The organism is Streptomyces sp. NPDC048484 (genome assembly GCF_040651415.1).
In the GTDB taxonomy this organism is placed as follows: Bacteria; Actinomycetota; Actinomycetes; order Streptomycetales; family Streptomycetaceae; genus Streptomyces.
The window spans coordinates 24,390-50,772 of record NZ_JBEZJY010000044.1; the positions used below are offsets into that span (position 1 = coordinate 24,390).

Below are 26,383 nucleotides of genomic sequence, written 5' to 3' on the forward strand. Positions count from 1 at the left end.
GGCCTCCCATCGCGAGTACCGGCCTCCGTCGGTCACGGAGTGCCGACCGTCTCCCTCATCCAGGCTCGCTGAAACGTGAACCTGGCCGCTTCCACCTCGTGTCGCTGGTCCGCGTGGAGCACCCCGAGCGCGTATGCCGTCGCCGGGGCGATCCGTGGGGTGCGGGCCGCCGAGGCCGCCGCCGCGGCCGCCTCCGCCGCGTCGCGGTGCCGGTCCAGGGCCTGGCCGGCGTTCAACAGGCGTACGTCCACGAGGGCTTCGCCGCCGAAGAGGATCTCGCGCGCGTAGCGGTGCAGGCGCAGCAGGAGGCGTACCTGGTGCCAGGGGGCGTCCTGGGGCTGCGGCGCCGTGTCGGCGGAGAGGCCGTGGACGAGGGCCTGCGAGTTGTAGGGGTGGCCCGCGGTGACCAGGGGCAGTCCGGTGACGGCGTCGCAGAGGCGTTGCTCAGCGGCGGCGGCCAGCGGCTTGAGACCCGAGGCCGCCCCGGTCATGGCCGCGGTCGCGGTGAGCGGGACTTCGCTGGCCAGTACGGCGACGTTGTCGGCGACGGCGTGGAAGCGGCTGGAGCCCAGGGCCTGGAGCGCGGCCGAGTGGGAGCGTGTCCGGGCGAGGGTCAGCTGGCGTTCCAGGAGGGCGCCCGCCTTGGCCGCGCCGACGGTCAGGGTGCCCTTCTCGGTCCGTACCTCGGCCCGCACCTCCGTCCGCACGTCCGCCCGTACTTCCGTTCGTACCTCCGTGCGCACCTCGGAGGCGGCCTGGGCCGGGAACGCCGCCGAGCCCGACAGCCGGTGCAGTGCCGTGAGCAGCCGCTCCAGGCGGGCCCCGTAGGCGTGCTCGCGGGCCAGGGCCCCCGACAGCCAGGCCAGTTCGGGGCGCATGGCCTCCGACCAGCCCTCGTCGAGCAGGGGCCGGAACGTGTGCAGGGTGCCGCTGATGCGACGGGCCGAGCGGCGCAGGGCGCGCGCCGCGTCCACGGCCTCCTTCGAGCCGTTCTCCCCCACGCTCGAACGCGCTCGCGCGGGGGGACCCCCACCCGTGGCGCCGCCGGCCTCGCGGTGCTGGCGCAGCGCGCGGAGGAACTCCGTGGCCTGGGACCGGAGATAGGCCGCGAGGGCGTCCCCGGCCATGGGTCCGGCCGTCGGGTCAAGGTGTTGCTGTGCCACGCCGGCGCCTCCGGGCGTCAATGAGCATCTCCTGGACGTTGCGCAGGGGCTGTCCGTCGGCGTCGGTCGCGTGCCGGGTCCATTCGCCGTCGGGGCCGAGGTGCCAGGAGGAGGTGGTGTCGGACATGCCGGTCTCGAACAGCCGGCTGAGGGCCGCCCGGTGGGCCGGGTCGGTGATCCTGACCAGGGCTTCGATACGGCGGTCGAGGTTGCGGTGCATCATGTCGGCGCTGCCGATCCACACCTCGGGCTCGCCTCCGTTGCCGAAGCCGAAGACCCGGGAGTGTTCGAGGAAGCGGCCGAGGACGGACCGTACGCGGATGTTCTCGGACAGGCCCGCGACTCCCGGCCGCACCGCGCAGATCCCGCGCACCCAGATGTCGACCGGTACGCCGGCCTGGGAGGCACGGTAGAGCGAGTCGATGAGGGCCTCGTCCACCATCGAGTTGACCTTGATGCGGACATGGGCGGGACGTCCGGCACGGTGGTGCTGGACCTCCTTGTTGATCCGCGTTATCAGGCCGTCGCGCAGGGACTTGGGTGCGACGAGGAGGCGGCGGTACGTCTCGCGGCGGGAGTAGCCGGAGAGCCGGTTGAAGAGGTCGGAGAGGTCCGCGCCCACCTGTGGGTCGGCGGTCAGGAGCCCCAGGTCCTCGTACAGCCGGGCGGTCTTCGGGTGGTAGTTGCCCGTGCCGACGTGGCAGTAGCGGCGCAGGGTCTCGCCCTCCTGGCGCACCACGAGTGACAGCTTGCAGTGGGTCTTGAGGCCGACGAGGCCGTAGACCACGTGGCAGCCGGCCTCCTCCAGTTTGCGGGCCCACTTGATGTTGGCCTGCTCGTCGAAGCGTGCCTTGATCTCGACGAGGACGAGGACCTGCTTGCCCGATTCGGCGGCGTCGATGAGGGCGTCGACGATGGGGGAGTCGCCCGAAGTCCGGTACAGCGTCTGCTTGATGGCCAGCACGTCGGGGTCGGTCGCCGCCTGTTCCAGGAACGCCTGGACGGAGGTGGAGAAGGAGTCGTACGGGTGGTGCAGCAGGACGTCGCGCTCGCGCAGGGCCGCGAAGATGTCGGGTGCGGACGCCGACTCGACCTCCGCGAGGTCGCGGTGGGTGCCCGCGATGAACTTCGGGAACTTCAGCTCGGGCCGGTCGAGGGCGCCGATGCCGAAGAGGCCCGTGAGGTCCAGCGGGCCCGGCAGCGGGTAGACCTCGGCCTCGGAGATCTTCAACTCCCGTACCAGCAGGTCCAGTACGTACCGGTCGATGGACTCCTCGACCTCCAGGCGCACCGGCGGGCCGAAGCGGCGCCGCATGAGCTCCTTCTCCAGGGCCTGGAGAAGGTTCTCGGTGTCGTCCTCCTCGACCTCCAGGTCCTCGTTCCTGGTGAGGCGGAACGTGTGGTGCTGCAGGACCTCCATGCCGGGGAAGAGCTCCTCCAGATGGGCCGCTATGACGTCCTCGATGGGGACGTAGCGGTCCGGGGAGGCCTCCAGGAAGCGGGAGAGCAGCGGCGGGACCTTCACGCGCGCGAAGTGGCGATGGCCGGAGACCGGATTCCGTACGACGACGGCGAGGTTCAGGGACAGCCCCGAGATGTACGGGAAGGGGTGGGCCGGGTCGACCGCGAGGGGGGTCAGGACCGGGAAGATCTGGTGGCGGAAGAGCGTGAAGAGGCGGGCCTGCTCCTTCTCCGACAGCTCGCTCCAGCGGACGAGGTGGACGCCCTCCTCCGCGAGCTGGGGCGCCACGTCCTCCTGGTAGCAGGCGGCGTGCCGGGCCATGAGCTCCCGCGAGCGGGCCCAGATCATCTCCAGCACCTCGCGGGGCTGGAGGCCCGAGGCCGAGCGGGTGGCCACACCGGTGGCGATGCGCCGCTTCAGGCCGGCCACCCGGACCATGAAGAACTCGTCCAGGTTGCTGGCGAAGATCGCCAGGAATTTCGCCCGTTCGAGGAGGGGCGTGTTCGGATCCTCGGCGAGTTCGAGGACCCGCTCGTTGAACGCGAGCCAACTGCGCTCCCGGTCGAGGAACCGGCCCTGCGGAAGCTGGACGCCGTCCTGTACCAGGTCCTCGTACGCGTCGAGGTCGGCGTCGAGGTCGGGCTCCAGGTCGGAGACGTTCGCCGCCACGGTGTGCGGGCGGTGTGCGGCTATGGAACCGACGGACGGTTGCGGATGCTGTACCTGCGCCTGGACATTGGGCTGGCTCATGAACCCATTCTTCCGTGTCGGGCCGGAAAGCGGCGCGTCGGAACGAGCGGGCGGGAGCGCCGCATGGAGGTGCGGACTCTCGTTCTCCCTCGTGCGGGAGGGCTCGCGCTCCGGCGGAGGCGAGGGCTCGGGCGGGGCGGGGTTCATTGACCGAGGGTCGCAAGCCAGTCTGAATCACTGGTTACGGCGACATGACGTGCGGGATATCGGGGGGAGGCTCCCGGGGGTCCGCATGGCTGGTCCGTACGTCCCTCCCCCCGTAGGAGGGACGTACGGACCGGGGGCCGGGCGCTCCCGTCAGGCCGTTCGGCGGCGCAGGACCCAGAAGGCCGCCCCGGTGGCGAGAAGGGTGATGGCGAGGACGATTCCGGTCTCGACGAGGTGCATGGGCCAGTAGTGGGACTCGGGCTGGAAGGCCAGGTCGTCGAACTCCCACTTGCCGCTCCGCCACCCCTCCCCCAAGGAGCTGTCGCCGGACTTCGACGACCACAGGTGCGGCCGGTACTCCTCCAGGATGTGGTTGATCAGGTACATCACCCCGCAGGAGACGGCCAGCGCGGGCAGCGACCGCCGCAGCACGACCCCGGCGAGGGCGCCCACGGCCAGGGCGCACAGGGAGTACGCCACCAGGACCGGGCCGCGCGCGGCGAAGATGTCGGCGGAGGCCCAGTTGTTGCTCATCAGGTCCCGCTGGGCCACCCAGGCCCACCGGAACGCGAACACGAACACGGTGCCGCCGATCGTGAGCAGCAGCGCGGGCACCGCGAGCTTGGCGGCCAGCCAGCGCGTCGGCGAGACCGACTGGGTCCAGGCGAGCCGCGCGGTGCCGTTCTCCATTTCGCGGCCGATCAGGGCGCCGCCCGCGAAGGCGGCCACGGCGAAGAAGCTGTAGTAGACGAGGGTGGAGGCCCAGCCGATGGTTCCGCTGTAGCCGACCTGAGCCTGGATGGGGCACACGTACGAGTTCGGGCCCGACGGGTTCTGGCCGCAGGCGGCGAGCCGCTCGTGTACGGCTTCCGCGGTGACCTCGGTCTCCCAGACCAGCGTGGCGACGGCGGCCAGCAGGAAGGCGACCCACAGGACCAGCGCCGGGCGGTGCAGGCGCAGCACGGCCCACGGCAGCCCCGTGACCGGTCCGCCGTGCGGCCCCCCGGCTCCTTCGGCTGTTCCCTTGGCGGCGACGGTACTCATACGGCGGCTCCTGTGGCGGCGGTACGGCGGTTGAGCAGGACGAACGCGGCGGTGACCGCGAGTGCGGCGACGGCCGGACCGCACAGCGTGGCCGCAGGGAGGGCCACAACCAGCGGCAGCCAGGACCACAGGGCGGTCCGGTGCAGCCGTAGTACCGACCGAGCGAGGGCGCGGTCGGGGGCGCGGTCGGGGCGCGGGGAGGTGCCGGGCGGGGTGAGGAGGGTTGTCATACGCGCGCACCCCCCTCGTTCTCTGCCCCGGTCGCCCCGGTCGCTCCGGGCGTTGCGGTTTTCTCGGTGAACAGGTCGGGTGCCTTCGGGTTGCGCAGGTACGCCAGCAGCAGTTCCTCCAGGGAGGGCGTGGCGGTCTGCCAGTCGTCGGGCAGCGGGCCGTCCGGGCGGATCAGGGCGGTGAGCTGGCGGCCGGCATCGCGTGACTCGACGACGGTGTGGCCGGTGAGGTCGCGCGCCGGGCCGGTGAGCAGGGCGTGTGCGGCGAGCAGGTGCTCCGGGTCGCCGCCGAGTCTGATCCGGCCGCCGCCCATGAGGAGCAGGTGGTCGCAGGCGCCCTCCAGTTCGGCTATGACGTGCGAGGACATCACGATCGTCGTGCCGTGTTCGGCGGCCTCGCCCATCAGTACACCGAGGAGTTCGCGCCGGGCCAGCGGGTCGAGGTCGGCCATCGGCTCGTCCAGCAGCATCAGTTCGGGCCGCTTGCCGAAGGCCAGGGCGAGGGCGACCTGGGTGCGCTGGCCGCCGGAGAGCGAGCGGATCCTGTCGCCGGGATGGAGGGCACCCTCCCGGGTCGTGTCCGGGTCCGGTGTGTGCTGCCCGTACGCGATCCGTTCCGCGGCCGACCGGTCCCAGCGGGCGCGGTTCAGCTCCTCGCCGAGCCGGAGGGTGGCGGCGACCGTGAGCTGGGGCGGCAGCGGTTTGTCCTGGGCGACGTAGGCGAAGCGCTCGCGGGCCTCGGCGGGGGTGGTGCCGAGGACCTTCACCGTGCCTTCGGTGGGGCGGATCAGGCCGGCTGCCAGCGCCAGGAGGGTCGACTTGCCCGCGCCGTTCGGCCCGACCAGGGCGCAGATCCGGCCCGCCGGCAGGTGGAAGGCACAGTCCTGCAGCACGGGTCCGCGCCTGCGCCGGTACCGCTTGACCAGCCCGGCTGCTTCCAGCGCGGTCCGTTCGTTGTCCCTGCTCATCGCTCCCCCTCGGGGCACTTCTCGTCCAGTACAGAGGTGAAGAGCGCGGTGATGTCCTCGCGCTCCAGGCCTTCCCCGCGTGCCTCGTCCAGCCAGCCGGTCAGCGCCGAGCGCAGGGCGGTGTGGTCGGCGGGGGTGGCGCCCAGGGAGCGCCGCACGAAGGTGCCGACGCCGCGTCTGGCCTCGACCAGTCCCTCGCGTTCCAGCTCGCGGTAGGCCTTCAGGACGGTGTTCGGATTGATCGCGGTGGCCTCCACGACCTCGCGGGCCGTGGGCAGCTTGTCGCCGGGTTCGAGGACGCCCAGGCGCAGGGCCTGCTTCGTCTGCTGGACGATCTGGACGTACGTGGCGACACCACTGCGCCGGTCGATGCGATACTCGACCACTGAAAACCCCCTTTCACTAATTGAGTAGTGAAAGAGTGGGGTCAGGCCGGGTGCATGTCAAGGTGAATCCGGGATTCCGGAACTCGAAAACTTCTCGCGGATGCGTGAACCGAGGATGCGTGAACCGATTCGTGGTGCTCGTGCGATGAGGGAGTGTGAGGGAAACGAGAAGCGACGGGGATCTGCTGCGGGCCATCGCGGCGGACGGTGACCGGCGCGCCTTCGAAGAGCTGTACCGGCGGTATGCGCCATGGCTCGGGGCGAGGCTGCGAGGCCGCTGTTCCGACACGGGGACGGTCGACGACGTCGTACAAGAGACGTTTCTCGCGGTGTGGCGCGGCAGTGCCCGCTACCGCGAGGAAGGAGACGTGGCCGGCTGGCTGTGGCGGATCGGCTCGCGGAGGCTGATCGACACCCTGCGGGGCGACGGCGCCCGGGGCCGGATGCGGCAGGCGCTCGCGCGGCTGCGACACCGGGAAGAGGCGTCCGCGGAGGAGCGTGTGCTCGCGGGTGTGGAGCACGGGGACCTCGCGGGTGCCCTGGTCCGGCTGTCGCCGGAGCTGCGGTCGGTCCTGCAGGCCACGGTCATCGACGGACTGACCACCCGGGAGGCGGCCGTTCTGCTCGGCATTCCGCCGGGGACGGTCAAGACACGGGCCCTGCGGGCCCGCAAGCAGCTGCGGGAGGAGTTGGCATGAGCGACACGAACGAGGTCCGCGATTCGAGCGGCATGACCTGGCATGTCGCGCAGGCAGACCTTCGGGCGTACGTGCGGGGCGAGTTGGCGCCGCCGATGCTCTGGTCGGCCGACACACACCTGGTGGCCTGCGCGCGCTGCCGGGCGGTGCTCGCCGAGGTGAGCGACCCGGTCACGCTGGACGAGGGATGGCAGCGGCTCGACGCCGAACTGGACGCGCCGCGCGTGGGATTCCTGGAGTCGATGCTCGTACGGATCGGGGTGGCCGACCACACGGCGCGGCTGCTCGCGGCCACGCCCGTGCTGCGGCTGTCCTGGCTGGGCGCGGTCGTCGCCGTACTGGCCATGACGGTGATCGCGGCCAATTCCGCGCAGGCGCCCGACACACTGCCGATGTTCCTCGCCCTCGCCCCGCTGCTGCCCCTCGCCGGAGTCGCGCTGTCGTACGGTCCCGCGCTCGACCCGACGTACGAGATGGCGGTGGTGTCGCCGATGCACGGGTTCCGGCTGCTGATGATCCGCACCATTCCCGTGCTGGCCATCGCGCTCGTGCTGAACGGCCTCGCGACGCTCGCGCTTCCCTCGTACGGGCTGCGCGCCCTGGCCTGGCTGCTGCCCGCGCTCGCACTCACCGCCACCGGGCTCGCGCTGACACCCAGGCTGGGCCCGGTCCTCGCGCCCAGCCTGGTCGGCGGGACGTGGGTCGCCGTGCTGGTGGTCGCACAGGGGACGACAGAGGGGACCCTCGCGCCGTACACGGTGACGGGGCAGGGCATCGCGGCCGCGGTCGCCGTGCTCGCCGCCGGGTTCTTCTACCTCCGCCGCGACCGCTTCGACTCGACCTCCGCGCACACCCCGTTCGCGGGCTTCCCGGGTGGGGGTGCGGTCTGATGTCGAATGCCTCGCGCAGGCGGCTCAAGCTGTTCAAGGCCGGGCTGCTGATGACCGCTTCGATTCTCCTCAGGGTGCTCCACTTCATCGCCGTGCTCCTCCCGGCCTCCTCCCGCAAGCAGGGTTCGTCCTCCTCGTCCTCGTCCGACGGGGGCGGCGAGTAGGGGCCTTCGCCCCGCTCCTGCCTCGCTCCCGCCCCTGCCCCCTGCCTTCGCTCTCCCCGCCCCTCTGTCTTCCTCCTGTCTTCGCTCTTCCACTGGAGTCACGCATGTCTGACCTTCCCTCGACACCGACGGTGTCCGCTGCCGGGCTCACCCTCCGCTACGGCGGGACGGCGGCGCTCGACGGCGTGTCGGTGCGGTTCGGCGAGGGCGTCACCGGGCTGCTCGGGCCCAACGGGGCCGGAAAAACCACCCTGTTGCGGGTCCTGGCCACCGCCGTGCCCCCGGACAAGGGAGCGTTCACGGTGCTCGGGAACGACCCGGGCACGACCGCCGGACGCCAGGAGGTGCGGCGCACGCTGGGTTATCTGCCGCAGGCACCCGGCTTCCACCCGGACTTCACGGCCTTCGAGTTCGTCGACTACGTGGCGATCCTCAAGGAGCTGACGGACCGCACCGCCCGGCACCGCGAGGTGCGGCGGGTCCTCGACGACGTCGCGCTGTCCGACGTACGGGGCAAGCGCATCAAGAAGCTCTCCGGCGGGATGCGCCAGCGGGTGGCGCTGGCCGCCGCCCTCGTCGGCGACCCCGGTTTCCTGGTCCTCGACGAGCCGACCGTCGGTCTCGACCCCGAACAGCGCATGCGCTTCCGGGAGTTGATCGCCCGGGCGGGGGAGGGGCGGACCGTCCTGCTCTCCACCCACCAGACCGAGGACGTCGCGATGCTCTGCCACCGAGTGGTCGTCATGGTCAGCGGCCGCGTCCGCTTCGAGGGCACCCCGGCCGAGCTGAGCGCGCGCGCGGCGGGCCGGGTGTGGAGCAGCACCGAACGCGACCCGGGAGCGTGGGCCGGATGGCGCACCGGTACGGGCTCCTTCCGCAACGTCGGTGAGCCCCCCGCGGGCTCCGACCTGCTCGAACCTACCCTGGAGGACGGCTACTTGCTCACCCTCGACGGAGAGTCACCGGAGGAGGTGGCGGCGGCATGAGCACCGTACTCCAGACACCCGCGCGGACCGCCGGGCCGACGCACACGCCGCGCCCCTGGGCGGCCGTGTTCGCCCTCGCGCGGTTCGAGGCCCGCGAGCTGCGCATGATCACCTCCGTCTTCGGTACCGCGATCCTCTACATGGTGTGGACCGGGTACGAGGTCGCGCGGCGCCAGGGCGACTTCCCGGTGCTCCAGGACATCGACCGGGACACGCAGCTCATGCCGATGCTGTTCGGGCTCGTCGTCATGATGAACGTCAACCGTGGGGTCCTGCGCTCGCGCCGGCACGGCACGGACCGCCACTTCGACGTCCTGGTCGTCGAGCCCTGGCGGCGCACGGCCGCCCATGTGCTGTCCGTCGTCCCGGCGGTCCTGTTCACGGCCGCGTGTGTCACCTTCCAGTTCGCCTGGGCCGCGTTCAAGCCCGGGGCGGCCGGGACCGGTTCGCTCGCCGAACTGGCCGTCGGGCCGCTGACGGTCCTGCTCTGCGGCGCGGGCGGCGTCCTGCTCGCCCGGCTGTTCCCCTCCGTGTTCGCCGCGCCGATCCTCCTCGTCGTCCTGCTCTTCGGGCTGATGTTCGCGGCGACCCCGTCCGGTCCCGAATGGATGAGCTGGCTGAGCCCGGTCGTCACCTTCAGCGGCGCCTCCCCGTTCCCCTCCGACATGCTGGGCCGCCCCGCGGGCTGGCACGCCCTGTACCTCGTCGGGCTCGTCCTGTTCATGGCCCTGCTCGCGACGCTGGTCAGCGGCGGTCGTACGACGGTCGTCAAGGCGGCCGTCGCGGGATCGCTCGCCCTCATGCTGGTGGGTGTGGTCGGCCAGTCCCAGGGGACCCCGGCCGCGGCGATGGCGGCCCGCGAACGGGGGTCGGTCACCCCGGAGAAGGTCCGTACGTGTGTCGAGCACGGGAAGTCCTCGTACTGCGCGTTCCCCGAGTGGACGAGCCGCACCGACGACTGGGCCGCCGTGGTCGACCGCGTCCAGCGCCTCGCGGGCGGCAGGGCCGGCACCGAGCGGATGACGGTGGATCAGCGCCTCGACGCCCGTGACGGGCTGGACGCCGACGCCCAGCTCTCCCCGTCCGGCGAGCCCGGCCATGTGAGCGTCGGTATGGCCTGGGGCGGCAACCGGGTCCCCGAGTTCGCGGTCGCCGTGGCGTCCGTGCTGGTGGTGGGCGACGAGAAGGCGGCAAGTGAGGTGTGTGACGCCCGGGTGGTGACGATCATGTGGATGGCGTTGCGTGGGGCGTCCGACCCGATGGGCTCGCTGCGCGACGTCCGCCTCGACGACAGCGACTCGGGCTCCGCGTTCGTCCTGTCGCCCACTGAGTCCTTCGGCATGAGCGCCGAACAGACGCGGGTGGTGGCGGAGTTGCTCCAGAAGCCGCGCTACGACGTCGCCGGGAAGGTGAAGGCCAAGTGGACGGAGCTCACCTCGCCCAAGACGTCGATCGAGCGGGTGGCGGAACTGCTCGGCGTCCCGGCCGCGGGCAAGGCGACGGACGGCGCGGACGAGGACGGCGGGGCCGGCTCGTGCGAGGAGTGACGACCATGACGCGCGCTCTTCTCCCGCCCGTGTGGCGCGCGATGCCCCGGCGCGCGCTCGCGGCCGGCGCCGCCGCGGGGCTGCTGCTGGCCGGCGTCCCGCGCATGCAGCCCGGTACGCCCGACCCGCAGCTCGGCCTCTTCGCGCTGCGAGCCGCCGCGCTGGCCTTCGCCCTCGGCCTCGCGTTCCTGCTGGACGACCCGGCCCGGCACATCACCTCGGCGGTGCCGGTCCGCCGCCCGCTGCGCGTCGGCCTGCGCGTGGCGCTCGCCGCCCCGTGGGCCGCGCTCTGCTGGACGGCTGCGCTGCTCCTCGTACCCGAGGAGATACGACCGCCGGTCGGCGACCTCACCCTGGAGGCGGCGGCCACCGCGGTACTGACCCTCACGGCGGCGGCCCTGCTGGCCCGGCGGCGGCAGACAACCGAGCCGGGCGTCGTGGTGGCGACCTGGCTGCTCACCACCGCAGCCGCCGCCTACCTGCTGCTGCCCGACAACTGGACGCTCCTGGTGGCCCCGGGCGACCCTCACTGGAACAGCGCGCACGACCGCTGGGCGGTGCTGCTGGTCGTCGCGACAGCGATAGGCATACGGGCCTGCACGGAGCCGCTACGGGCCTTGCGGCCTAGCGCTGTGACCGGGTTCAGGACTCCGTCCGGTACATCAGATCCGTCTCATGGGTGACGAACCCGAGCCGCTCATAAACGGCAACGGCCGCCAGGTTGTCGGCATCGACGTACAACATGGCGACCGGCACCCCCGACCTCGCCAAATGCTGGAGGCCAACGGTGGTGAGGGCTTTCCCGAGGCCGCCGCCCTGCGCTTCGGGCCGCACCCCGACGACGTACACCTCGCCGAGCCCCTCGGCCTCGTGGACCTTCGTCCAGTGGAATCCGATCAGCTCATCGCCCCGGAAGGCGAGGAAGAACCCGGCCGGATCGAACCACGGCTGGGCCTTGCGGTCGTCCAGGTCGCGCTGGGTGAGCGAGCCCTGCTCGGGGTGGTGCGCGAAGGCGGCGGCGTTCGCGGCGAGCCACGCGGCGTCGTCCTCACCGGGAGTGAAGGTGCGTACCCGCACGCCGTCGGGGAGCTTCGGCCCGGGCAGGTCGAGGTCGGTCAAGGGCCGCCGCAGCTGACGCAGTTCGCGGAAGAGCGCCAGGCCGAGGACCTGGGCGAGATGGCGGGCCGCCGAGTGACCGCCGTGGGCCCACACCCGCAGCCGCTTGCCGGACTCGGCGAGCAGCGCGTTGCCCAGCGCCCGACCGTGCCCGTGGCCGCGGTGCGCCGGGTGGACGACCAGTTCGGCGGCCGGCGCCTCGATGGGATCGGTGTCCTCCAGCTGCGCGTACCCGACGAGAACGTCCTCGACGCTCAGCAGCAGATGCCGCACCCCCACCCGTGCGTCTCCGCGCAGGCGCAGCCGGCCCTGCTCGGACACCGCCTGCTGTCCGTCCGCCCGGGCGGCCTCCGCGAGGAGCGCGAGCACGGCCTCGGCCCGCTCGGGGCTCAGCGTGGCGAGGATGTCGAGGGAGCGGGCCGTGGGGGTGCCGCCCTGGCCGAGCGAGGCCGAGAGCTTGCGGGCAGCGGGTGCGGTGTCGTCGCTGGTCATGGGTACGAGGGTACGGCGCGTCCGGTTCATGGCGAAGTGGCCGGCCGAGGGGAGTACGTGACAGGGCGAGGGAGGTGCGGGGGAGATGCCGGCGAGGTGCTGGCGAGGTTCCAGGGACGTGCCAGGGAAGTGGGCGGCCGGGGCGCGGCCTGTCCGGTTCGCGGTGAAGTGCCCCTGACGGCAATCAGTCCGTAACCCTGAACCCCCTGTCGCGCTACGCGCGTTGACTCTAGGCTGCGCCGGGACGGGGGCCCGCATCTCAGCCGACCCACAGGGGGGCACATGTCAGCCACACCTCAGCCGTACCGCCGCAGACGCCGCACCACCCGCTTCCTTGCCACGGCCGCGGGCGTCGCCACCATCGGCGCCCTGGTCGCGGCGCTGCCCGCGTCCGCGGGCGAGTCGACGAAGAAGCCCGGCCACCAGCGCCCGAGCCGCTACCAGGACGTACAGCTGCTCTCCTTCAACGACCTGCACGGCAACCTGGAGCCGCCGGCCGGCTCCTCCGGCCGGGTCACCGAGAACCAGGCGGACGGCACCACCAAGACGATCGACGCGGGCGGTGTCGAGTACCTGGCGACGCATTTGCGCCAGGCCCGCGAAGGCAGCAAGGCCAACGGCTACTCGGTCACCGCGGCCGGCGGTGACATGGTCGGCGCCTCCCCGCTGATCTCTGGCCTCTTCCACGACGAGCCCACCATCGAGGCGCTGAACAAGCTCGACCTCGATGTGACGAGCGTCGGCAACCACGAGTTCGACGAGGGCGCCAAGGAGCTGGGCCGCCTGCAGAACGGCGGCTGTCATCCCACGGACGGCTGTTACGTGGCGGGCAAGAAGTTCAAGGGCGCCGACTTCCCGTACCTCACCGCGAACGTTCTCGACGAGAAGACCAAGAAGCCGATCCTCAAGCCCTACTGGGTGTGGAAGAAGAACGGCGTGAAGGTCGGCTTCATCGGCGTCACCCTTGAGGACACCCCGGGTGTCGTCTCCGCCGAGGGTGTGAAGGGCCTCAAGTTCAAGGACGAGGTCGAGACGATCAACAAGTACGCCAAGGAGCTGGAGAAGCAAGGCGTCAAGTCGGTCGTCGCGCTGATCCACGAGGGCGGTCAGCCGGCCTCGGCGTCGTACAACTACGACTGTGACTCGCCCGGTGGCGGCGACGGCATATCCGGCCCCATCGTGGACATCGCCAAGAACGTCACGCCGAAGGTCGACGCGCTGGTCACCGGCCACACCCACGCGGCGTACGCGTGCACGATCGACGACCCGTCGGGCAAGCCCCGCACGGTCACCTCGGCGGCGTCCTTCGGGCGGCTCTACACCGACACGACGCTGACGTACGACCGCTGGACCGGTGACATCGCCCGGACCGCCGTCGCCTCCGCGAACCACGTGGTGACGCGTGACGTGGCGAAGGCTCCGGACATGACCGAGCTGGTCACCAAGTGGAACACCCTCGCGGCGCCGATCGGCAACAAGCCCATCGGGTACATCTCCGGTGACATCTCCAACGCCGGCACCGAGTCCCCGATCGGCGACCTGATCGCCGACGCGCAGCTCGCGTACGGCAAGGAGCTGGACCCCGGGACCGACCTCGCGCTGATGAACCCGGGCGGCATCCGCGCGCCCCTCACCTACGCCGCCAAGGGCAGCGAGGGCGACGGCGTGGTGACGTACGCCGAGGGCTTCACCGTCCAGCCGTTCGCCAACACCGTGAACCTGCAGGACTTCACCGGCGCCCAGCTCGTCCAGGTGCTCAAGGAGCAGGTCACCGGCGTGAACGCGACCTCCACGAAGGTGCTGCAGATCTCGTCGGGCCTCACCTACACGCTCGACCTGACGAAGAGCGGCGCCGATCGTGTCGTCACCGGCTCCGTCAAGCTGAACGGCACCGCGATCGACCCGGCCGCCACCTACCGCGTCGCGACGAACAGCTTCCTCGCGGGCGGCGGCGACGGCTTCACCACCCTCGGCCAGGGCACGAACGACCTGGTGGGCGACGACGACCTCGCGGCCCTGGAGAAGTACCTGCTGGCCAACTCGTCAGCGGCGAACCCGATCGCGCCGCCGGCGGCGAACCGGATCACCGTCGTCCAGTAGGTAAGTGGTCCGTGCGGGTCCGTCCGGGTTCATCCGGGTCCGTGAGGCGGCCCCGAGGCGGCCCCGAGGCATTTAGGGGGCATCCGGGGGGCGTCCGGGGGGTAATGGCCGGTTGGCCGTGAGGTAAGTCGCAAACCGCGGGTACGAGTTGCGGGTGGGGTTGGTACGCATGGTCGAATCAGGCGATGCGTACCCCCCACCCCGATGCGGCGCATGCCCCTCCGAACCCGTACGAGGATCTCGCCGCCCTCGACGACGGACCCCTCGACGAAGGACCTCTTGACGACGGACTCCTTGAAGACTTCCTCCACGGCGACGAGCGCACATTCGCCGAAGGAGCGGAAGAGGACGAGGAGGAAGAAGCAGCCTGGGCACCCCCCAACCACCGCAGGGACTCCGGCAGCCGGTGGAGCGGCAGGACCGGCCGGACTCGCCGGCCGCGCGGCCGTGGCCGGACCACTCTTTCCGCACTGCCCCTTGCCGCGAAGGCCGTCGTCGCGGTACTCGTCCTCGCCGCCTTCCTCGCCCTCGGTGACCGCTGGGCACTGCTGTACGCAGAGCGCACGGCGGCCGAGAAGGTCCAGGACCAGCTGGACCTGCGGGCGACACCCGAGGTCGAGATCAACGGCTTCCCCTTCGTCACCCAGGTCTTCGACCGCCGGCTCGACTCCGTGTCGGTCACCGTCCCCGACGTCGCGGCGGACCGGATCTCCCTGGCGAAGGTCTCGGCCACGGCCACCGGTGTCCGCATCGACGGCGGACCGACCTCGCTCCGCGGAGCGAGCATTCCCGCGCTGCGAGGCGAGGTACTGCTCTCCTTCGACGACCTGAACCGTGAGCTCGGCGCGTCCCAGGTCACGTTCACCGGTCATGGTGGCGACGAGGTACGGGCGCGCGGCACGCTGCCGGTCGCCGGGCACGACCTGCGGCTGCGGGCCGACGCGCGCATCCAGCGGGACGGGGAGCGCGGCATATCGACCGAGGTCGGCGGTATGCGCCTGGACATCGGCGACCTCGCCACCTTCCGCCCCGGCACCCGTGCGTCCGAGGGCCTGCACCTGACCCCCGAGTCCGCCTCCCGCCTCGCGCGCGAGAAGCAGAAGGCGAAGGAACTGCTGTCCGTGCCGTCGATCGCCAAGCGGCTCGGCGTGCCGGGCTCCGCGGTGCGGGCGGCGCTGCGCAACGACAACGACTTCGCCGAGTTCACGGGCTCTCCGCAGTTCGTACGCCGGCTCATGAAGGTCAACCTCATCGACCTCGCCGCGGAGAACCCCGAGGTCCTCAAGCGTCTCGGCTTCGACCCGGCCCTCCTCGACGGCCTCTCCCGCCTCACCCGCCCGGCTCTCGTCGACCGGCTTTCCATCGGCTTCCGCCTTCCGGAGCCGTCCAAGGGCGACCTGCGGCTGCGGGACGTACGCGTCCAGAAGGACGGGATCAGGGTGCGGGTGACGGGCGACGGGCTCGCCATCGGCAAGTGATCGGTAAAGAGACAATTCCCGGATGGGCGGCGCAATAAAGCCTGTGTGAACAGGTATCTGGTCTCGACTCCGTCTGAAAGTGTCTCAGCCGCAACTAATCCGACGCGGCTGTCGCCGCAGCAGGCCCGGCAGGGGGCCGTGGGCTGATGACCAGCCCGGCTGGGGAGCGGCCCTAGGCTCGCGCTCCCCAGCCGGACGACTTGTGCCGGCTGTCAGGTCTGACGTCAGGCCTGGCGTCAGACGCCGGTCGGGATCCAGGCGCCCAGCCGGTCCGCGACCTCCTGGCCGGTGGCCTGGTTGTCGGTCAGCTGCGGGCGGTCCTGCGCTTGGCGCTGTGGGCCACGGGCGGCTTCCGTTCGTGTGGGGTGGGGGAGATGGTCAGTTGCTGGTCGCCGCCCGTGGGGAAAAGGTTGCCGCGGGACGGTACGACAGTACGGAGACCGAGGGCGTGCCGGTTGCTGCGCGCCGGGCCCCGGCATGTGCTCCTGTCATGCTTCCGCGCGCCTGCCCCGGCGGCCGCTACGCCGGTACATGGCCACCTGCCTCGTCGTTCACCCCTCGGACGGCGAGGGCGCGGACACGGGACGGGGGGCAGGTGGCCATGCGGATGCCATTGCGGGACGCACGGGTACAACGGCGAGTCGGGCTGGGCATGGGCGCCGCCGCGTTGCTCGCGCTGGCTGTCGCGCTGGCGGGCGGCGGCGGTCCCGACGGGACGTCGATGTGGATCTCCGCGGTCTCGGCGCTCGTCTCGATCGGCGCGTTCCTGGCAGATCTGCTGCGTGAGGAGGCGGACACCGGCACCGGCCCGGACCGGCGGCAGCGGGCGGCCGACGAACTCGCCGAAGCGGTGGACGCCCAGTGGACGGCGGAGGCCCGGCTGCGCCGGTTGCAGGACCCGGAGCCGCTGGACGTCCACTGGTCCCGACTCGGGCCGCCGCTCGCCGACAGGCCTCGCAACATCCGGCGCGGTGTCGCACTGCCGGAGCCGCGCGACGGCGACCAGCGGCTCGACCGGATCGTCGAGACGTTCATGGCGCTTCCGTCCCGCCGGCTGGTCGTACTGGGCGACCCGGGGGCGGGCAAGACCGTCCTCGCCGTGCGGTTCGTGCTCGGGGCGCTCGCCGCCCGGCAGCCGGGCGACCCGGTGCCGGTGCTGTTCCCGCTGGCGGGCTGGAACCCCGGTTCCATGGCCCTGCGCGACTGGCTGGCCGAGCGGCTGGCCGCGGAGTACCGGCCGCTGGCCGCCGTCACGGGCGAGCGCATCATGGCCCGCGAACTGCTGGACGCCGGCCTCCTGCTGCCCGTACTCGACGGTTTCGACGAGCTTCCCGGCCCGGCGCACGAGGTGGCGTTGCGGCGCCTCAACGCCGAACTCGACGAACGGCTGCCCGTCCTGCTCACCTGCCGCACGGAGGCCTGGACCCGGGCCGTGAGCGTCGGCGACGTGCTGACCGCCGCCGACGTCGTACAGCTGCGCCCGCTGGACTTCGCCACCGCGCACCGCTACCTGGAGAACACGGCGCGAGCGGACAGCGACGCCACCACCGCCTGGACGCCGGTCCTGGCCAGTCCACCGTCGCCCCTCGCGGAGGTCATGACTTCACCGCTGATGGTGGCGCTGGCCCGCACGGTGTACGGGGACACCTCCCGCGCCCCGGCCGAGTTGGCGGACGCCGACCGCTTCCCCACGGCCGGGCATATCGAGGAACACCTGCTGGCCGCCTTTGTCCCGGCGGCCTTCGGCGAGGCGGGCCGGGTTGGCGGCACCTGGAACCCGGACGCGACCTCGAACTCTGACGCGACCCTGAGCTCGGACACGGCCTGGAGTCCGGACGCGGCGCACCGCTGGCTCCGCCGTCTCGCCCGCGACTTCGGTACCACCGACACCTGTCGGCTGGCCTGGTGGGAGTTCCCGGCGGCGATGCCCCGGGCACTGCGCGTGATCGGCCCCGCCGTACTGGCGTTGGTCGCCTCCGCCGCGCTGCTGGTGCCGCTGGCCGAGTACGGGCGCGGGGTGGTCGCCAACTGGGACACCGTGCCGTCGGCCGTCCTCAACTACGCGGGCATTCTGCTGGGCCTGTGCTTCGGACTGGCCTGGCTGCTGCCCGCCACGGCGCAGACTCCGCAGGGCCCACGCCAGTTGGTGCGGCTGGCCCTGACGATGGCCGGCGCCGCCACGGTGGTCGCGGTGGGCATGGGCCTGCTCGTACCGCCCCTGGTCAGTTCCCGGCTCGGCGCGGTGCTCACGCAGAGGCCCGCCTGGTTTCTGAACGGCTGCTGTTTCGGGCTGATCCTGTCGATGATGTTCGGCGTCGCCGGACTGCCCCGGCGCCCCCTCCCGATGGGCCTGCCGTGGGCGGGCAGCCCGAGCGGTCCGCGGGCCGTGCGCGCGCTCGGCGCCGTAGTCGTCTTCACCGGTCTCGCTATCTACGGCTACGGCTATTCACGGCAGGCGGTCGTGGTCCCTGCCCTCACCTGTCTCGGAGCGGGGCTGCTGCTTCTCCTGGCCGGACTGCGGCGCGGAGAGCGGACGGCGGCGCCGTACACCGGCCCCGGCGCCGTACTGCGTGGCTTCGGCAGGGGACTGCTCCGGGGATTCGTGGCCTGCACGCTCATCGGTGTCTGCGTGGGGGCGCTCGTGGGCTGCGTGGCCGGTGCGTTCGCCGCGTACCGCGTCCAGGCGCCCGGCCAGGTCGTGGCCGGTGAGCGGATCGGTGGCTGGCAGCTCCAGGAGACGACCAAGGGCGACCACGTGGTCCGCTCGGTCCGTTCGGGCCCGCGGGAGGAGATCCTGCTGGTGGAGCGCACGGGGCTCGGCAAGCCGTTCGTGGTGAAGAGGGGTGCCCGGATCTCTTGCGACAACAAGCTCGGGGAATTCACGGGGAGGGTACGGATCCACGAGGAGCGGGACGCCTGGGTGATCGTCTGGCCCGGCGACCGCGGCGACCGCAGCGCCCACCCCGAGGACGCCCGCTGGAAGGGCAAGCCGGTCGACGCGCACAACCTGGTGCTTGCCCTGCCTTATGAGGCGCGGGTCTGGCTCGTACACCGTTCGGCCGGGGCCGTCGTTCTCGACGCGGTGGGCCCCTTCGTGGCATTCGGCGTGCTCATCGGTGCCATCGGCGGTTGCGCCTCCGGCGTCTACCGCGCCCTGAACACCCCGTCCGACACCATGCGCGCGGCAGGCCCGCACAGCACCCTGCGCACCGACCGTGACGCCACGCTCGCCAGAAGCGCGATCGCCGCCCTCCTCACGGGCGGGGTCTGCCTGGTACTGATCTCGGCGATGCCCCCGGGCGGCACGCTGGGCACCATGCACACCGAGGTGTGGGTCCAGGTCGGCACGTCGTCGCTCGCGCTGAGCGCCTGGGGCAGGCTCGGCCCGGCCAGAATCTGGCTGGCCCTGACCGGCCGGGCACCGTGGCGGCTCATGGGGTTCCTCGCGGAGGCCCACCGCCGAGGGGTGTTGCGCCAGTCGGGGGCGCACTACGAGTTCTGCCACCAGCGCCTGCAGCAGAGTCTGGCGGCGACGGCGGCCCCCGGGGCGAGCACCGGTCGCGGCGGAGGACCCCTGCCCGTCGCCCCCGCCTCCGCCTCCGCCTCGGCGGCCGTCGCGCCCGGAGAGGCGGGCCCGTGAGGCACATCGATTGCTCGGCCACTACTGAGCCTGCCGCCGTCTGGTGATCAGGGCACCCGCGCACCCCGGCTCACCGCGATGCGGAGTACGTCTTGCAGGCACTCCAGCGACCTGGTGGGCGCGAAGCGCACTTCGCGTTCGCCTGCCTTGGTGTCGGCGAGTACGGCACTGGCGCCCGCGAGGACCTGCTCGCCGGAGTCGAGTTGGGCCGCCTCCAGATCGTCGGCGAGCAGGGAGAGCCTGCTCGCCGGGCTATCGGTGCTCAGGTAGCAGGGCCTGCCCTCCGGGGTCGTCCAGGGCAGCAGACGCAGCGGGCCGTTCACGCGTGCACCGGGGCGAGTCGGCAGCGGCACGCGGGTGCGGCGAGGGCGGGGGCCGCTCGGTGGCGGCCCCGGGCGGGCAGCAGCAGGCGCAACAGCAACTCGCAGAGTTTCGTGCCGAGTCGGCCCATGGTTGAGCTCATTGTGGCTTGACTGAGGGGGCTTTGACGAGCGGCGATTACCGTTCGTGTCCCAATCGTCACTGCTCGGACGTACGCTGCGGAAGGGGGTGCCCGTTGTCTGGGCACCCAGGCAACGGTGAGGGGTGACGGTGGGCGAACAGGTTGACGCTGAGCAGGAGACGGGTCGGGCCGTGCTCGGCCGGACGCTTCGGTATCTCCGGGAGAAGGCAGGCAAATCGCTCGGGCAGTTGGCTGATGAGACCGGGTACGACAAGAGCTATCTGTCCCGGCTGGAATCGGGTGAGCGGCTTTCCAAGGTGACGGTCATGGAGGACTTGGACGCGTATTACAAGGCCGGTGACCTGCTGGTCAGTCACTGGAAGGCGGCGCGGCTGGATGCGTTCAAGGATCAGTACAAGAGGTTCATGCGGCTGGAGTCGACGGCGCGGGTCATGCGGCTGTTCACGCCGACGGTGCCGGGTCTCTTGCAGACGGAGGATTTCGCCCGCGAGGTGTTGTCTGGGGCCCAGACAACGGCTGACGGTGAGGATCTGGTGGAGGAGCGGGTGGCGGCGCGCATTGGTCGGCAGTACCTGCTGCGACAGAATCCGGAGCCCGATGTCCGGATCATCGTGGACGAGTGCGCGTTCCGGCGCCCGGCCGCCTGTGCCAAGACCTGGGCTGACCAGCTGCTTCACCTTGAGGCCGTTGCGAGGTGGTCCAATATGGCGCTTCAAGTGCTGCCGTTCTCCGTGGGAGTTCACCACCACATGACGGGGTCGCTGACGCTGCTCTGGCAGAGGGACGGAGGTGCTGTTGCCTACAAGGAGGGCAACGGATGCAGTGAGTTGGCCGAGGAGCCGGACGAGGTCCTGCGTCTCCGACTGTCCTACGATCGGCTCCGCGACCTGGCGCTGTCACCGTCGGACTCGCTGACGTTCATCAGAGACGTACTGGAGGAGCACAGATCATGACGCGCACCCCCGATCTCAGCACCGCTATATGGCGTAAGTCGAGTTACAGCGAGGGGGGAGCCAACGACTGCGTCGAGGTGGCCGACGGCTACCTCGGCCTCGTCCCCGTCCGCGACAGCAAGACCCCCGCAGCCCGGCCGCTGGCCTTCTCGGCGTTGTCCTGGTCCGCGTTCATGGAGGGCGTCAAGCGCGAGGCGGGTGTGAACACCGGCGGGTGAAGCGGGCGGGAAACCTGGACGGGAAGAGGTGCTGTCCAGCCACGGTGATGCCATGGCAGAGATCACGACCACAGACCCCTCGGCGGCTCATCGGCTGACCGCCGAGCAACTCGCCGAACGCGTCGCCGCCACGGGCGAGGCACTGCGCGAGCAGATGGGTTGCACGCTGACCGACGAGGGACTCGACAAAGGGCCGGATGTACTGGCCAACCTGTACGCCTTGGCCGCCGAGAAGGCCCGGGCCCAAGGGCTGCCGAGTGCGGCGGAGCCGGTGCGCGGACAATCCGCGGGGGGACGGTGAGCGCGGCTATGGTCGTAGAGACGACGCGTCGAAGGAGGACACCGATCATGGCTGCCCACGCTGCGGAACCCGATGCGGTGCTCCCCCTCATGCCCGAGCGGACCCCGAAGGCGCTGCGCAGGGCCCTCGCCGAGGACGCGCCCCAGCTCCTGCCCGACTTCGACAAGCACTGGAAGCGCGCGATCGCCGACACGTACGATCTCGGCCCTGTGCCCGCTTTCGTGGCCCGCTGGTGGTGCGAGTACGCGATTGCCCGTGATCCCGGGCTCGACGCTCACGTAAGGGATCTGTACCGCCGTGCGGAAGAAACCGCCGACTTCGCTGAGGCACAGGCCCTCCTCGAAGAGGTGTCGAAGATCCGCTACAGGATGCGGGAACTGGAGCCTGGCGAGTGACCGCCGGGTTCATGGGGCCGCCTTGGCAGATGGACTGGCGGCTCGACGCTCTCGCCTGCCGTGACGCACTGCCTGAACACGTGCGGAAGATGGTTGACGAGGCGCGGGCTGAGCTGGTTACCGCGGAGGATCCGTATTTCCGGGGGATCGATGCCGACGCCGGCCTGCCGGAGACGATGAGCGTTGAACCGGTCTGGTCCACCGATCCCAAGGGACCGCGCATTCTGCACTTCGACAACTACAAAGGCTGGCTGGTCTACACCTTCAAGCGGCGCATCGAGGATCCCCAGATCGTGGTGGTGGAGACCTTCTGGCAGTGAGCGGCGCGCGGCGCGAGGAGGCCGTGAGCGCTCGGGCCGCCCGCTGTGACGCACATCACGGGAAGGCGACCCCCGGTGCCGTACAGCTCATAGAAGTGACCACTCATATGCGAACCCGGGTACGGGCCGGGGATCAGGGCGCCTTCGCCGAGCTCTTCGACGCGTACGCCCGTGCCGTGTACAACCACGCCTACCGGCTGACCGCGGACTGGTCGACGGCCGAGGACGTGATGGCCTCGACCTTCATGGAGGCATGGCGGCTGCGGGACCGGGTCGACCCGGAGGGCGGCTCCCTGCGGCCCTGGCTGCTGGGCATCGCCACCAACACCGCGCGCAACCAGTTCCGCAGCAACCGGCGCTACCGCCGGGCCGCGAACGCCGCGGCGGCGGCCGAGACGGCCGTGCCCGATCACGCCGACGAGATCGCGGGCCGGCTCGACGACCGCCGGCGGCTCGCCACCGCCCTGACCGCCCTCGCCACCCTGCGCAGACCGGAGCGCGAGGTCATCACGCTCTGCCTGGGGGAGGGCCTGGACTACGAGGCCGCGGCGGAGGCGCTCGGCATCCCCGTCGGCACGGTCGCCTCCCGGCTCTCCCGGGCCCGTAAGAAGCTGCGCGCGGTCGCTGAGAAGCAACTAACCCTGCCCAAAGGGGAGTTGAGTCGGACTGCTCCGGAAGTCGCGATCGAGAAAGTTCGCGGAAATCGGGAAGGCCTCCGCCCCGGGCGACAGACAAGAGGCGATCACGCAAAAGCGATCCGGCCCGCACAGGGAGGAAACCGATGAACGCGAACACGCCCCGGCAGGGCTCTGCCGAGCCCGAGTCTGAGTCCGGGTCCGAATGGGAGCAGGACGCACAGCTCCTGTCCCGGACGGCGCGCGACCTGCCGTCGGGCCGTCACCAGTTCCACAAGGAGCGTCTGATGGCCCAGATTCACGAGCAGAACCAGCAGGAAGAGCGCATGGCGGCCTCGGCCGCACCGGCCAAGGCGCGGCGGTTCCGGCTGCCGCGTCCCGCGATCACGCTGCCCGCGATGGCGGCCGCCGTGGCCGCCGCGGTCGTCGCCGGAGTGGTGACGAGCGGTGGTGGCGGAGCCGAGGACGGCGGCCTCGCCACCGGACCCGCCCTCACCACGGACCTCGGTACGGTGACCACCTCGGGCGTGCCCAAGCTGCTCGACCAGATCTCGCTCGCGGCGGCCGAGGGGGAGCACCCGACGGTCAAGCCCGGCCAGTACATCTATGTCGAGTCCAAAACCGCCGATACCTTCCTGAAGACCGTCGACGACAAGACCAGCCTGGCCAGCCATGAACTGCACCGCCGCCAGATCTGGAACTCCCCGGACGGCGCCAAGGGCTGGCTGATCGACCCCGCCGTCAACGACAGCTCCGAGGGAGAGACCCTCAGCCTCCCCGACGAGCAGGGCAACGCTCTTGAGGAAGGCCTGAACCACCCCTCGTACGACTACCTGGCCAACCTGACCACCGACCCCGACAAGCTCCTGGACACGATCTACAAGGAGACCAAGGGGCAGGGGAACAGCCCCGACCAGCAGGCGTTCTCGACCATCGGGGATCTGCTCGGCGAGAGCTACCCGCCGGCGGAGCTGTACTCGGCCCTGTTCAGGACGGCCGCGAAGATCCCGGGTGTCGTCGTCGTCGACGACGTGGTGGACGCGGCCGGCCGGCACGGGGTCGCGGTGGCCCGGCTGGACGAGGCCAGTGGGCAGCGCGAGGAGTGGATCTTCGACAAGAAGAGCCATGTCTTCCTGGGTGAGCGCACCGTCCAGGTGAGGCAGCTCAAGGGGAAGGAGGAGGCCCTGATAAAGCCCGGCACAGTGATGTTCACCAGTGCCATCCTGAACCGGGCGGTCGTCGACGGTATGAAGCAGACGCCGTCACAGGCGGGCTGAAGCCCCCGAGGTCACTGGTCCAGGGTCACTGGTCCAGCGAGGGCGGCGGGGTCGGGGCGCCGGGCAACCGGATCGTCGCGACCGTGCCGCCGCCGGTGGCGGCCGGGCTCAACGCGACGGTGCCGCCCGCCTGTTGCACCGTACGGGCCACGATGGACAGGCCGAGGCCCGAGCCGGGCAGCGCCCGGGCGCTCGGGGAGCGCCAGAAGCGGTCGAAGACGTGCGGGAGTTCGTCGTCGGCGATGCCCGGGCCGTGGTCCCGTACGGTCAGTTCGCCGTCCTTGAGGGTGACGTCGATCGCGCCGCCCTCGGGGCTGAACTTCACCGCGTTGTCGAGGATGTTCACGATCGCCCGCTCCAGGGCGGTGGGCTCCGCCCGGACGAACCACGGGTGCACGTCCGCCGTGATCGTCAGCTCCGGGCCGCGCAGCCTGGCCCGGCGCAGGGCCGACTCCACGGTGTCCTGCAGCGCGACCACCTGCACGCGGTCGGCCGGCGCGCCCGCGTCCGACCGCGACAGCGTCTGCAGGTCGCCGATCAGCGCGGCCAGTTCGGTCATCTGCGCCTTCACCGAGGCGAGCAGCGCCTTGCGGTCCGCCGGGGGGATGGGCCGGCCCGTCTCCTCACTGCGGGTGAGCAGTTCGATGTTGGTACGGAGGGAGGTGAGGGGGGTGCGTAGTTCGTGACCGGCGTCGGCGATCAGCTGCTGTTGCAGCTCGCGGGAGTTCGCGAGCGAGGAGGTCATCGAGTTGAAGGAACGGGAGAGACGGGCGATCTCGTCCTCGCCCTCCTCCTCCACGGGGATGCGGACGGAGAGATCCTCGGTACGGGCCACGTGCTCGACGGCCTCGGTGAGTTTGTCGACCGGACGCAGACCCGCGCGGGCGACCGCGAGACCGGCGGCGCCGGCACCGAGGACTCCGATGCCGGAGACGAGGAGCAGGATGAGGGCCAGGTCGTTGAGGGTGCCCTGGGTGCTCTTGAGGGGCACGCCGATGAGGAGTGCCGTGTCGGGGTACAGCTGCGGTCGGCTCGGCCCCTGAGTGACGGTCAGAGGGACGGTCAGGATGCGTACGGCGTTGCCGTCGGTGTCGGTTCCGTTGCGGAAGATCCCGTCGTCACCGTCCGTGTTCCCGATGACGTCCGTGTCGTCGCCGGTGACCTTGACCGTGCCTTCGGAGTTCGCCGAGACGCAGGGCGTTCCGTCCGCCTTGACCAGTTGCAGGTAGAAAATGTCCCGGGCGCCGAAGTTGTCGTTCTTCGGCAGCGGTGTCTGGGTGCAGTTCTCCAGGGCGGCCTCGACCTGTGAGTGCGGCTGAGGCGTGGCGGCCGCTTTCAAGTCGTTGTCGACCTGGTCGTACAGTTTCCCCTGCACGATGAACCAGCACGTCACCGACACCGCCGCCACCGCGAACGCCACCGCCGCCGCCACCAGGAGGGACAGCCGCGCGCGGATCGGCAACGAGGTGAACCGGCGGACGACCCGCTTCACTCCGCCCCGCCCGACCGCAGTACGTACCCCACGCCCCGCACCGTGTGGACGAGGCGCGGCTCGCCGCCCGCCTCCGTCTTGCGGCGCAGGTACATCACGTACACGTCGAGGGAGTTGGAGGACGGTTCGAAGTCGAAGCCCCAGACCGCCTTCAGGATCTGCTCCCGGGTGAGGACCTGGCGCGGATGGGCCAGGAACATCTCCAGCAGGGTGAACTCGGTGCGCGTCAGCTCGACGGGACGCGCGGCCCGTGTGACCTCCCGGGTCGCGAGGTCCATGCGCAGGTCGCCGAAGGTGAGCGCGTCGTCCGCCGGGACACCGACCGCCGCGGCGGCGTACGAGCTGCGCCGCATCAGTGCCCGTACCCGGGCGAACAGCTCGTCCAGTTCGAAGGGCTTGACCAGGTAGTCGTCGGCGCCCGCGTCGAGTCCGGTGACCCGGTCGCCGACCGTGTCGCGGGCGGTGAGCATCAGGATGGGCGTCGTCGTGCCCGCGCCCCGCATCCGGCGGGCGGCGGTCAGGCCGTCCATCCGCGGCATCTGGATGTCGAGGACGATCAGGTCGGGCTGGTACGCGATGGACTTCTCCAGGGCGTCCGCGCCGTCGACGGCCACCTCGGTGTCGTACCCCTCGAAGGCGAGGCTGCGCTGGAGTGCTTCGCGCACGGCCGGCTCGTCGTCGACGATCAGGATGCGCTGGGGTTCACGGTCGCCTTCGGCGGGGTTCATCGCGGTCAGTTCCTCGGGTGCGGTGGGACGTGGTCGGGGCGCTTTCAGACTCGCACGTTTCAGGGCTGTTCTCGTAGCGCCGCCGGGCCCGGGAATCGCGGGAGGCAGCCCGGGAGGGAGGCCGGGAGGGATCAGCTTCGGGCGGTACGGCGGGTGCGGGCGGCGGCAGTCCGGCGGGCGGCGCCACGCGGCGCCGGCGCGGAGGCCACCTCGGGCGCGCGGAGCGCCGGCGCGTGCAGCTCGTGGGCCACCGCGAGGGCCAGGGCGAAGCCGGCCGGGTTGTTGTGGGTGTCCGGGGCGGTGCCCGTGAGGGTGTGGGACACGTTCTTGATCATCATGA

The 26,383-nt window shown here is 71.2% G+C and carries 28 protein-coding genes; 16 read left to right on the forward strand and 12 right to left on the reverse strand.

What is annotated here, in order from left to right:
• Positions 1–32 precede the first annotated feature (32 nt).
• The 6 genes from AB0D14_RS34670 to AB0D14_RS34695 form a co-directional block, all read right to left on the reverse strand.
• Positions 33–1,163: a CHAD domain-containing protein gene (locus AB0D14_RS34670; RefSeq protein WP_362787018.1), complete on the reverse strand. Its 1,131-nt coding sequence runs from the start codon at positions 1,161–1,163 to the stop codon at positions 33–35.
• Positions 1,144–3,375, reverse strand: a complete 2,232-nt coding sequence (locus tag AB0D14_RS34675; RefSeq protein ID WP_362787020.1) for an RNA degradosome polyphosphate kinase — start codon at positions 3,373–3,375, stop codon at positions 1,144–1,146. Before AB0D14_RS34675 ends, AB0D14_RS34670 begins: the two co-directional genes overlap by 20 nt.
• 297 nt (positions 3,376–3,672) lie before the next feature.
• Positions 3,673–4,566: a hypothetical protein gene (locus tag AB0D14_RS34680; RefSeq protein ID WP_362787022.1), complete on the reverse strand. Its 894-nt coding sequence runs from the start codon at positions 4,564–4,566 to the stop codon at positions 3,673–3,675.
• Positions 4,563–4,796 carry a hypothetical protein gene (locus AB0D14_RS34685; RefSeq protein ID WP_362787023.1) on the reverse strand — a complete coding sequence of 78 codons (234 nt, stop codon included), beginning with the start codon at positions 4,794–4,796 and terminating at the stop codon, positions 4,563–4,565. The genes AB0D14_RS34680 and AB0D14_RS34685 overlap by 4 nt, the downstream gene beginning before the upstream one ends.
• Positions 4,793–5,764 (reverse strand): ABC transporter ATP-binding protein, encoded by a 972-nt coding sequence (locus tag AB0D14_RS34690; RefSeq protein WP_362787025.1) that lies wholly within the window; start codon positions 5,762–5,764, stop codon positions 4,793–4,795. Before AB0D14_RS34690 ends, AB0D14_RS34685 begins: the two co-directional genes overlap by 4 nt.
• Positions 5,761–6,150, reverse strand: a complete 390-nt coding sequence (locus AB0D14_RS34695; protein ID WP_362787027.1) for a GntR family transcriptional regulator — start codon at positions 6,148–6,150, stop codon at positions 5,761–5,763. Before AB0D14_RS34695 ends, AB0D14_RS34690 begins: the two co-directional genes overlap by 4 nt.
• A gap of 155 nt (positions 6,151–6,305) precedes the next feature.
• Between AB0D14_RS34695 and AB0D14_RS34700 the strand changes: the two genes are divergently transcribed.
• From AB0D14_RS34700 to AB0D14_RS34725, 6 genes are all read left to right on the forward strand, one after another.
• The gene (locus AB0D14_RS34700; protein ID WP_362787029.1) at positions 6,306–6,848 is read left to right on the forward strand and encodes an RNA polymerase sigma factor; all 543 of its coding nucleotides are present in this window, start codon (positions 6,306–6,308) and stop codon (positions 6,846–6,848) included.
• A gap of 32 nt (positions 6,849–6,880) precedes the next feature.
• Positions 6,881–7,738: a zf-HC2 domain-containing protein gene (locus tag AB0D14_RS34705; RefSeq protein WP_362787097.1), complete on the forward strand. Its 858-nt coding sequence runs from the start codon at positions 6,881–6,883 to the stop codon at positions 7,736–7,738.
• Positions 7,738–7,902 carry a hypothetical protein gene (locus AB0D14_RS34710; RefSeq protein WP_362787031.1) on the forward strand — a complete coding sequence of 55 codons (165 nt, stop codon included), beginning with the start codon at positions 7,738–7,740 and terminating at the stop codon, positions 7,900–7,902. The genes AB0D14_RS34705 and AB0D14_RS34710 overlap by 1 nt, the downstream gene beginning before the upstream one ends.
• 104 nt (positions 7,903–8,006) lie before the next feature.
• Positions 8,007–8,888 carry an ABC transporter ATP-binding protein gene (locus AB0D14_RS34715; RefSeq protein ID WP_362787032.1) on the forward strand — a complete coding sequence of 294 codons (882 nt, stop codon included), beginning with the start codon at positions 8,007–8,009 and terminating at the stop codon, positions 8,886–8,888.
• Complete coding sequence (locus tag AB0D14_RS34720) at positions 8,885–10,435, forward strand: ABC transporter permease (protein WP_362787034.1); 1,551 nt, start codon at positions 8,885–8,887, stop codon at positions 10,433–10,435. The genes AB0D14_RS34715 and AB0D14_RS34720 overlap by 4 nt, the downstream gene beginning before the upstream one ends.
• Positions 10,436–10,440: 5 nt before the next feature.
• Complete coding sequence (locus AB0D14_RS34725; protein ID WP_362787036.1) at positions 10,441–11,118, forward strand: ABC transporter; 678 nt, start codon at positions 10,441–10,443, stop codon at positions 11,116–11,118.
• Here AB0D14_RS34725 and mshD read toward each other — a convergent pair.
• Positions 11,078–12,043: a mycothiol synthase gene (mshD, locus tag AB0D14_RS34730; RefSeq protein ID WP_362787037.1), complete on the reverse strand. Its 966-nt coding sequence runs from the start codon at positions 12,041–12,043 to the stop codon at positions 11,078–11,080. The genes AB0D14_RS34725 and mshD overlap by 41 nt on opposite strands.
• Before the next feature lie 282 nt (positions 12,044–12,325).
• On the opposite strand from mshD, the gene AB0D14_RS34735 reads away from it, so the two are divergent.
• From AB0D14_RS34735 to AB0D14_RS34745, 3 genes are all read left to right on the forward strand, one after another.
• Entirely contained in the window at positions 12,326–14,143 is a 1,818-nt protein-coding gene (locus AB0D14_RS34735; RefSeq protein ID WP_362787039.1) for a bifunctional metallophosphatase/5'-nucleotidase, read from the forward strand.
• A gap of 185 nt (positions 14,144–14,328) precedes the next feature.
• Complete coding sequence (locus AB0D14_RS34740) at positions 14,329–15,621, forward strand: DUF2993 domain-containing protein (RefSeq protein ID WP_362787041.1); 1,293 nt, start codon at positions 14,329–14,331, stop codon at positions 15,619–15,621.
• 601 nt (positions 15,622–16,222) lie between these two features.
• Positions 16,223–19,261: an NACHT domain-containing protein gene (locus tag AB0D14_RS34745; RefSeq protein WP_362787042.1), complete on the forward strand. Its 3,039-nt coding sequence runs from the start codon at positions 16,223–16,225 to the stop codon at positions 19,259–19,261.
• Positions 19,262–19,308: 47 nt separating this feature from the next.
• Here AB0D14_RS34745 and AB0D14_RS34750 read toward each other — a convergent pair whose 3' ends face one another.
• Both AB0D14_RS34750 and AB0D14_RS34755 read right to left on the reverse strand, forming a co-directional pair.
• Entirely contained in the window at positions 19,309–19,584 is a 276-nt protein-coding gene (locus AB0D14_RS34750) for a hypothetical protein (RefSeq protein WP_362787044.1), read from the reverse strand.
• Positions 19,581–19,712: a hypothetical protein gene (locus tag AB0D14_RS34755; RefSeq protein ID WP_362787046.1), complete on the reverse strand. Its 132-nt coding sequence runs from the start codon at positions 19,710–19,712 to the stop codon at positions 19,581–19,583. The genes AB0D14_RS34750 and AB0D14_RS34755 overlap by 4 nt, the downstream gene beginning before the upstream one ends.
• A 140-nt stretch (positions 19,713–19,852) precedes the next feature.
• Between AB0D14_RS34755 and AB0D14_RS34760 the strand changes: the two genes are divergently transcribed.
• From AB0D14_RS34760 to AB0D14_RS34790, 7 genes are all read left to right on the forward strand, one after another.
• On the forward strand, positions 19,853–20,677 hold the full coding sequence (locus tag AB0D14_RS34760; protein ID WP_362787048.1) for a helix-turn-helix transcriptional regulator: 825 nt from the start codon (positions 19,853–19,855) through the stop codon (positions 20,675–20,677).
• Positions 20,674–20,895, forward strand: a complete 222-nt coding sequence (locus AB0D14_RS34765; RefSeq protein WP_362787050.1) for a DUF397 domain-containing protein — start codon at positions 20,674–20,676, stop codon at positions 20,893–20,895. The genes AB0D14_RS34760 and AB0D14_RS34765 overlap by 4 nt, the downstream gene beginning before the upstream one ends.
• A 52-nt stretch (positions 20,896–20,947) precedes the next feature.
• The gene (locus AB0D14_RS34770; RefSeq protein WP_362787051.1) at positions 20,948–21,196 is read left to right on the forward strand and encodes a hypothetical protein; all 249 of its coding nucleotides are present in this window, start codon (positions 20,948–20,950) and stop codon (positions 21,194–21,196) included.
• Between the two features lie 47 nt (positions 21,197–21,243).
• Positions 21,244–21,591: a DUF6247 family protein gene (locus AB0D14_RS34775; RefSeq protein WP_362787053.1), complete on the forward strand. Its 348-nt coding sequence runs from the start codon at positions 21,244–21,246 to the stop codon at positions 21,589–21,591.
• The gene (locus AB0D14_RS34780; RefSeq protein WP_362787054.1) at positions 21,588–21,911 is read left to right on the forward strand and encodes a hypothetical protein; all 324 of its coding nucleotides are present in this window, start codon (positions 21,588–21,590) and stop codon (positions 21,909–21,911) included. Before AB0D14_RS34775 ends, AB0D14_RS34780 begins: the two co-directional genes overlap by 4 nt.
• A gap of 107 nt (positions 21,912–22,018) precedes the next feature.
• Positions 22,019–22,696 (forward strand): RNA polymerase sigma factor, encoded by a 678-nt coding sequence (locus tag AB0D14_RS34785; protein WP_362787098.1) that lies wholly within the window; start codon positions 22,019–22,021, stop codon positions 22,694–22,696.
• On the forward strand, positions 22,693–23,823 hold the full coding sequence (locus tag AB0D14_RS34790) for a CU044_5270 family protein (RefSeq protein ID WP_362787056.1): 1,131 nt from the start codon (positions 22,693–22,695) through the stop codon (positions 23,821–23,823). Before AB0D14_RS34785 ends, AB0D14_RS34790 begins: the two co-directional genes overlap by 4 nt.
• A 25-nt stretch (positions 23,824–23,848) precedes the next feature.
• Here the strand turns inward: AB0D14_RS34790 and AB0D14_RS34795 are convergent, their stop codons facing one another.
• The 3 genes from AB0D14_RS34795 to AB0D14_RS34805 form a co-directional block, all read right to left on the reverse strand.
• Complete coding sequence (locus tag AB0D14_RS34795) at positions 23,849–25,315, reverse strand: HAMP domain-containing sensor histidine kinase (protein ID WP_362787058.1); 1,467 nt, start codon at positions 25,313–25,315, stop codon at positions 23,849–23,851.
• Positions 25,312–26,043 carry a response regulator transcription factor gene (locus AB0D14_RS34800; protein WP_362787060.1) on the reverse strand — a complete coding sequence of 244 codons (732 nt, stop codon included), beginning with the start codon at positions 26,041–26,043 and terminating at the stop codon, positions 25,312–25,314. Before AB0D14_RS34800 ends, AB0D14_RS34795 begins: the two co-directional genes overlap by 4 nt.
• 131 nt (positions 26,044–26,174) lie before the next feature.
• Entirely contained in the window at positions 26,175–26,378 is a 204-nt protein-coding gene (locus AB0D14_RS34805) for a hypothetical protein (RefSeq protein ID WP_362787099.1), read from the reverse strand.
• Positions 26,379–26,383 lie beyond the last annotated feature (5 nt).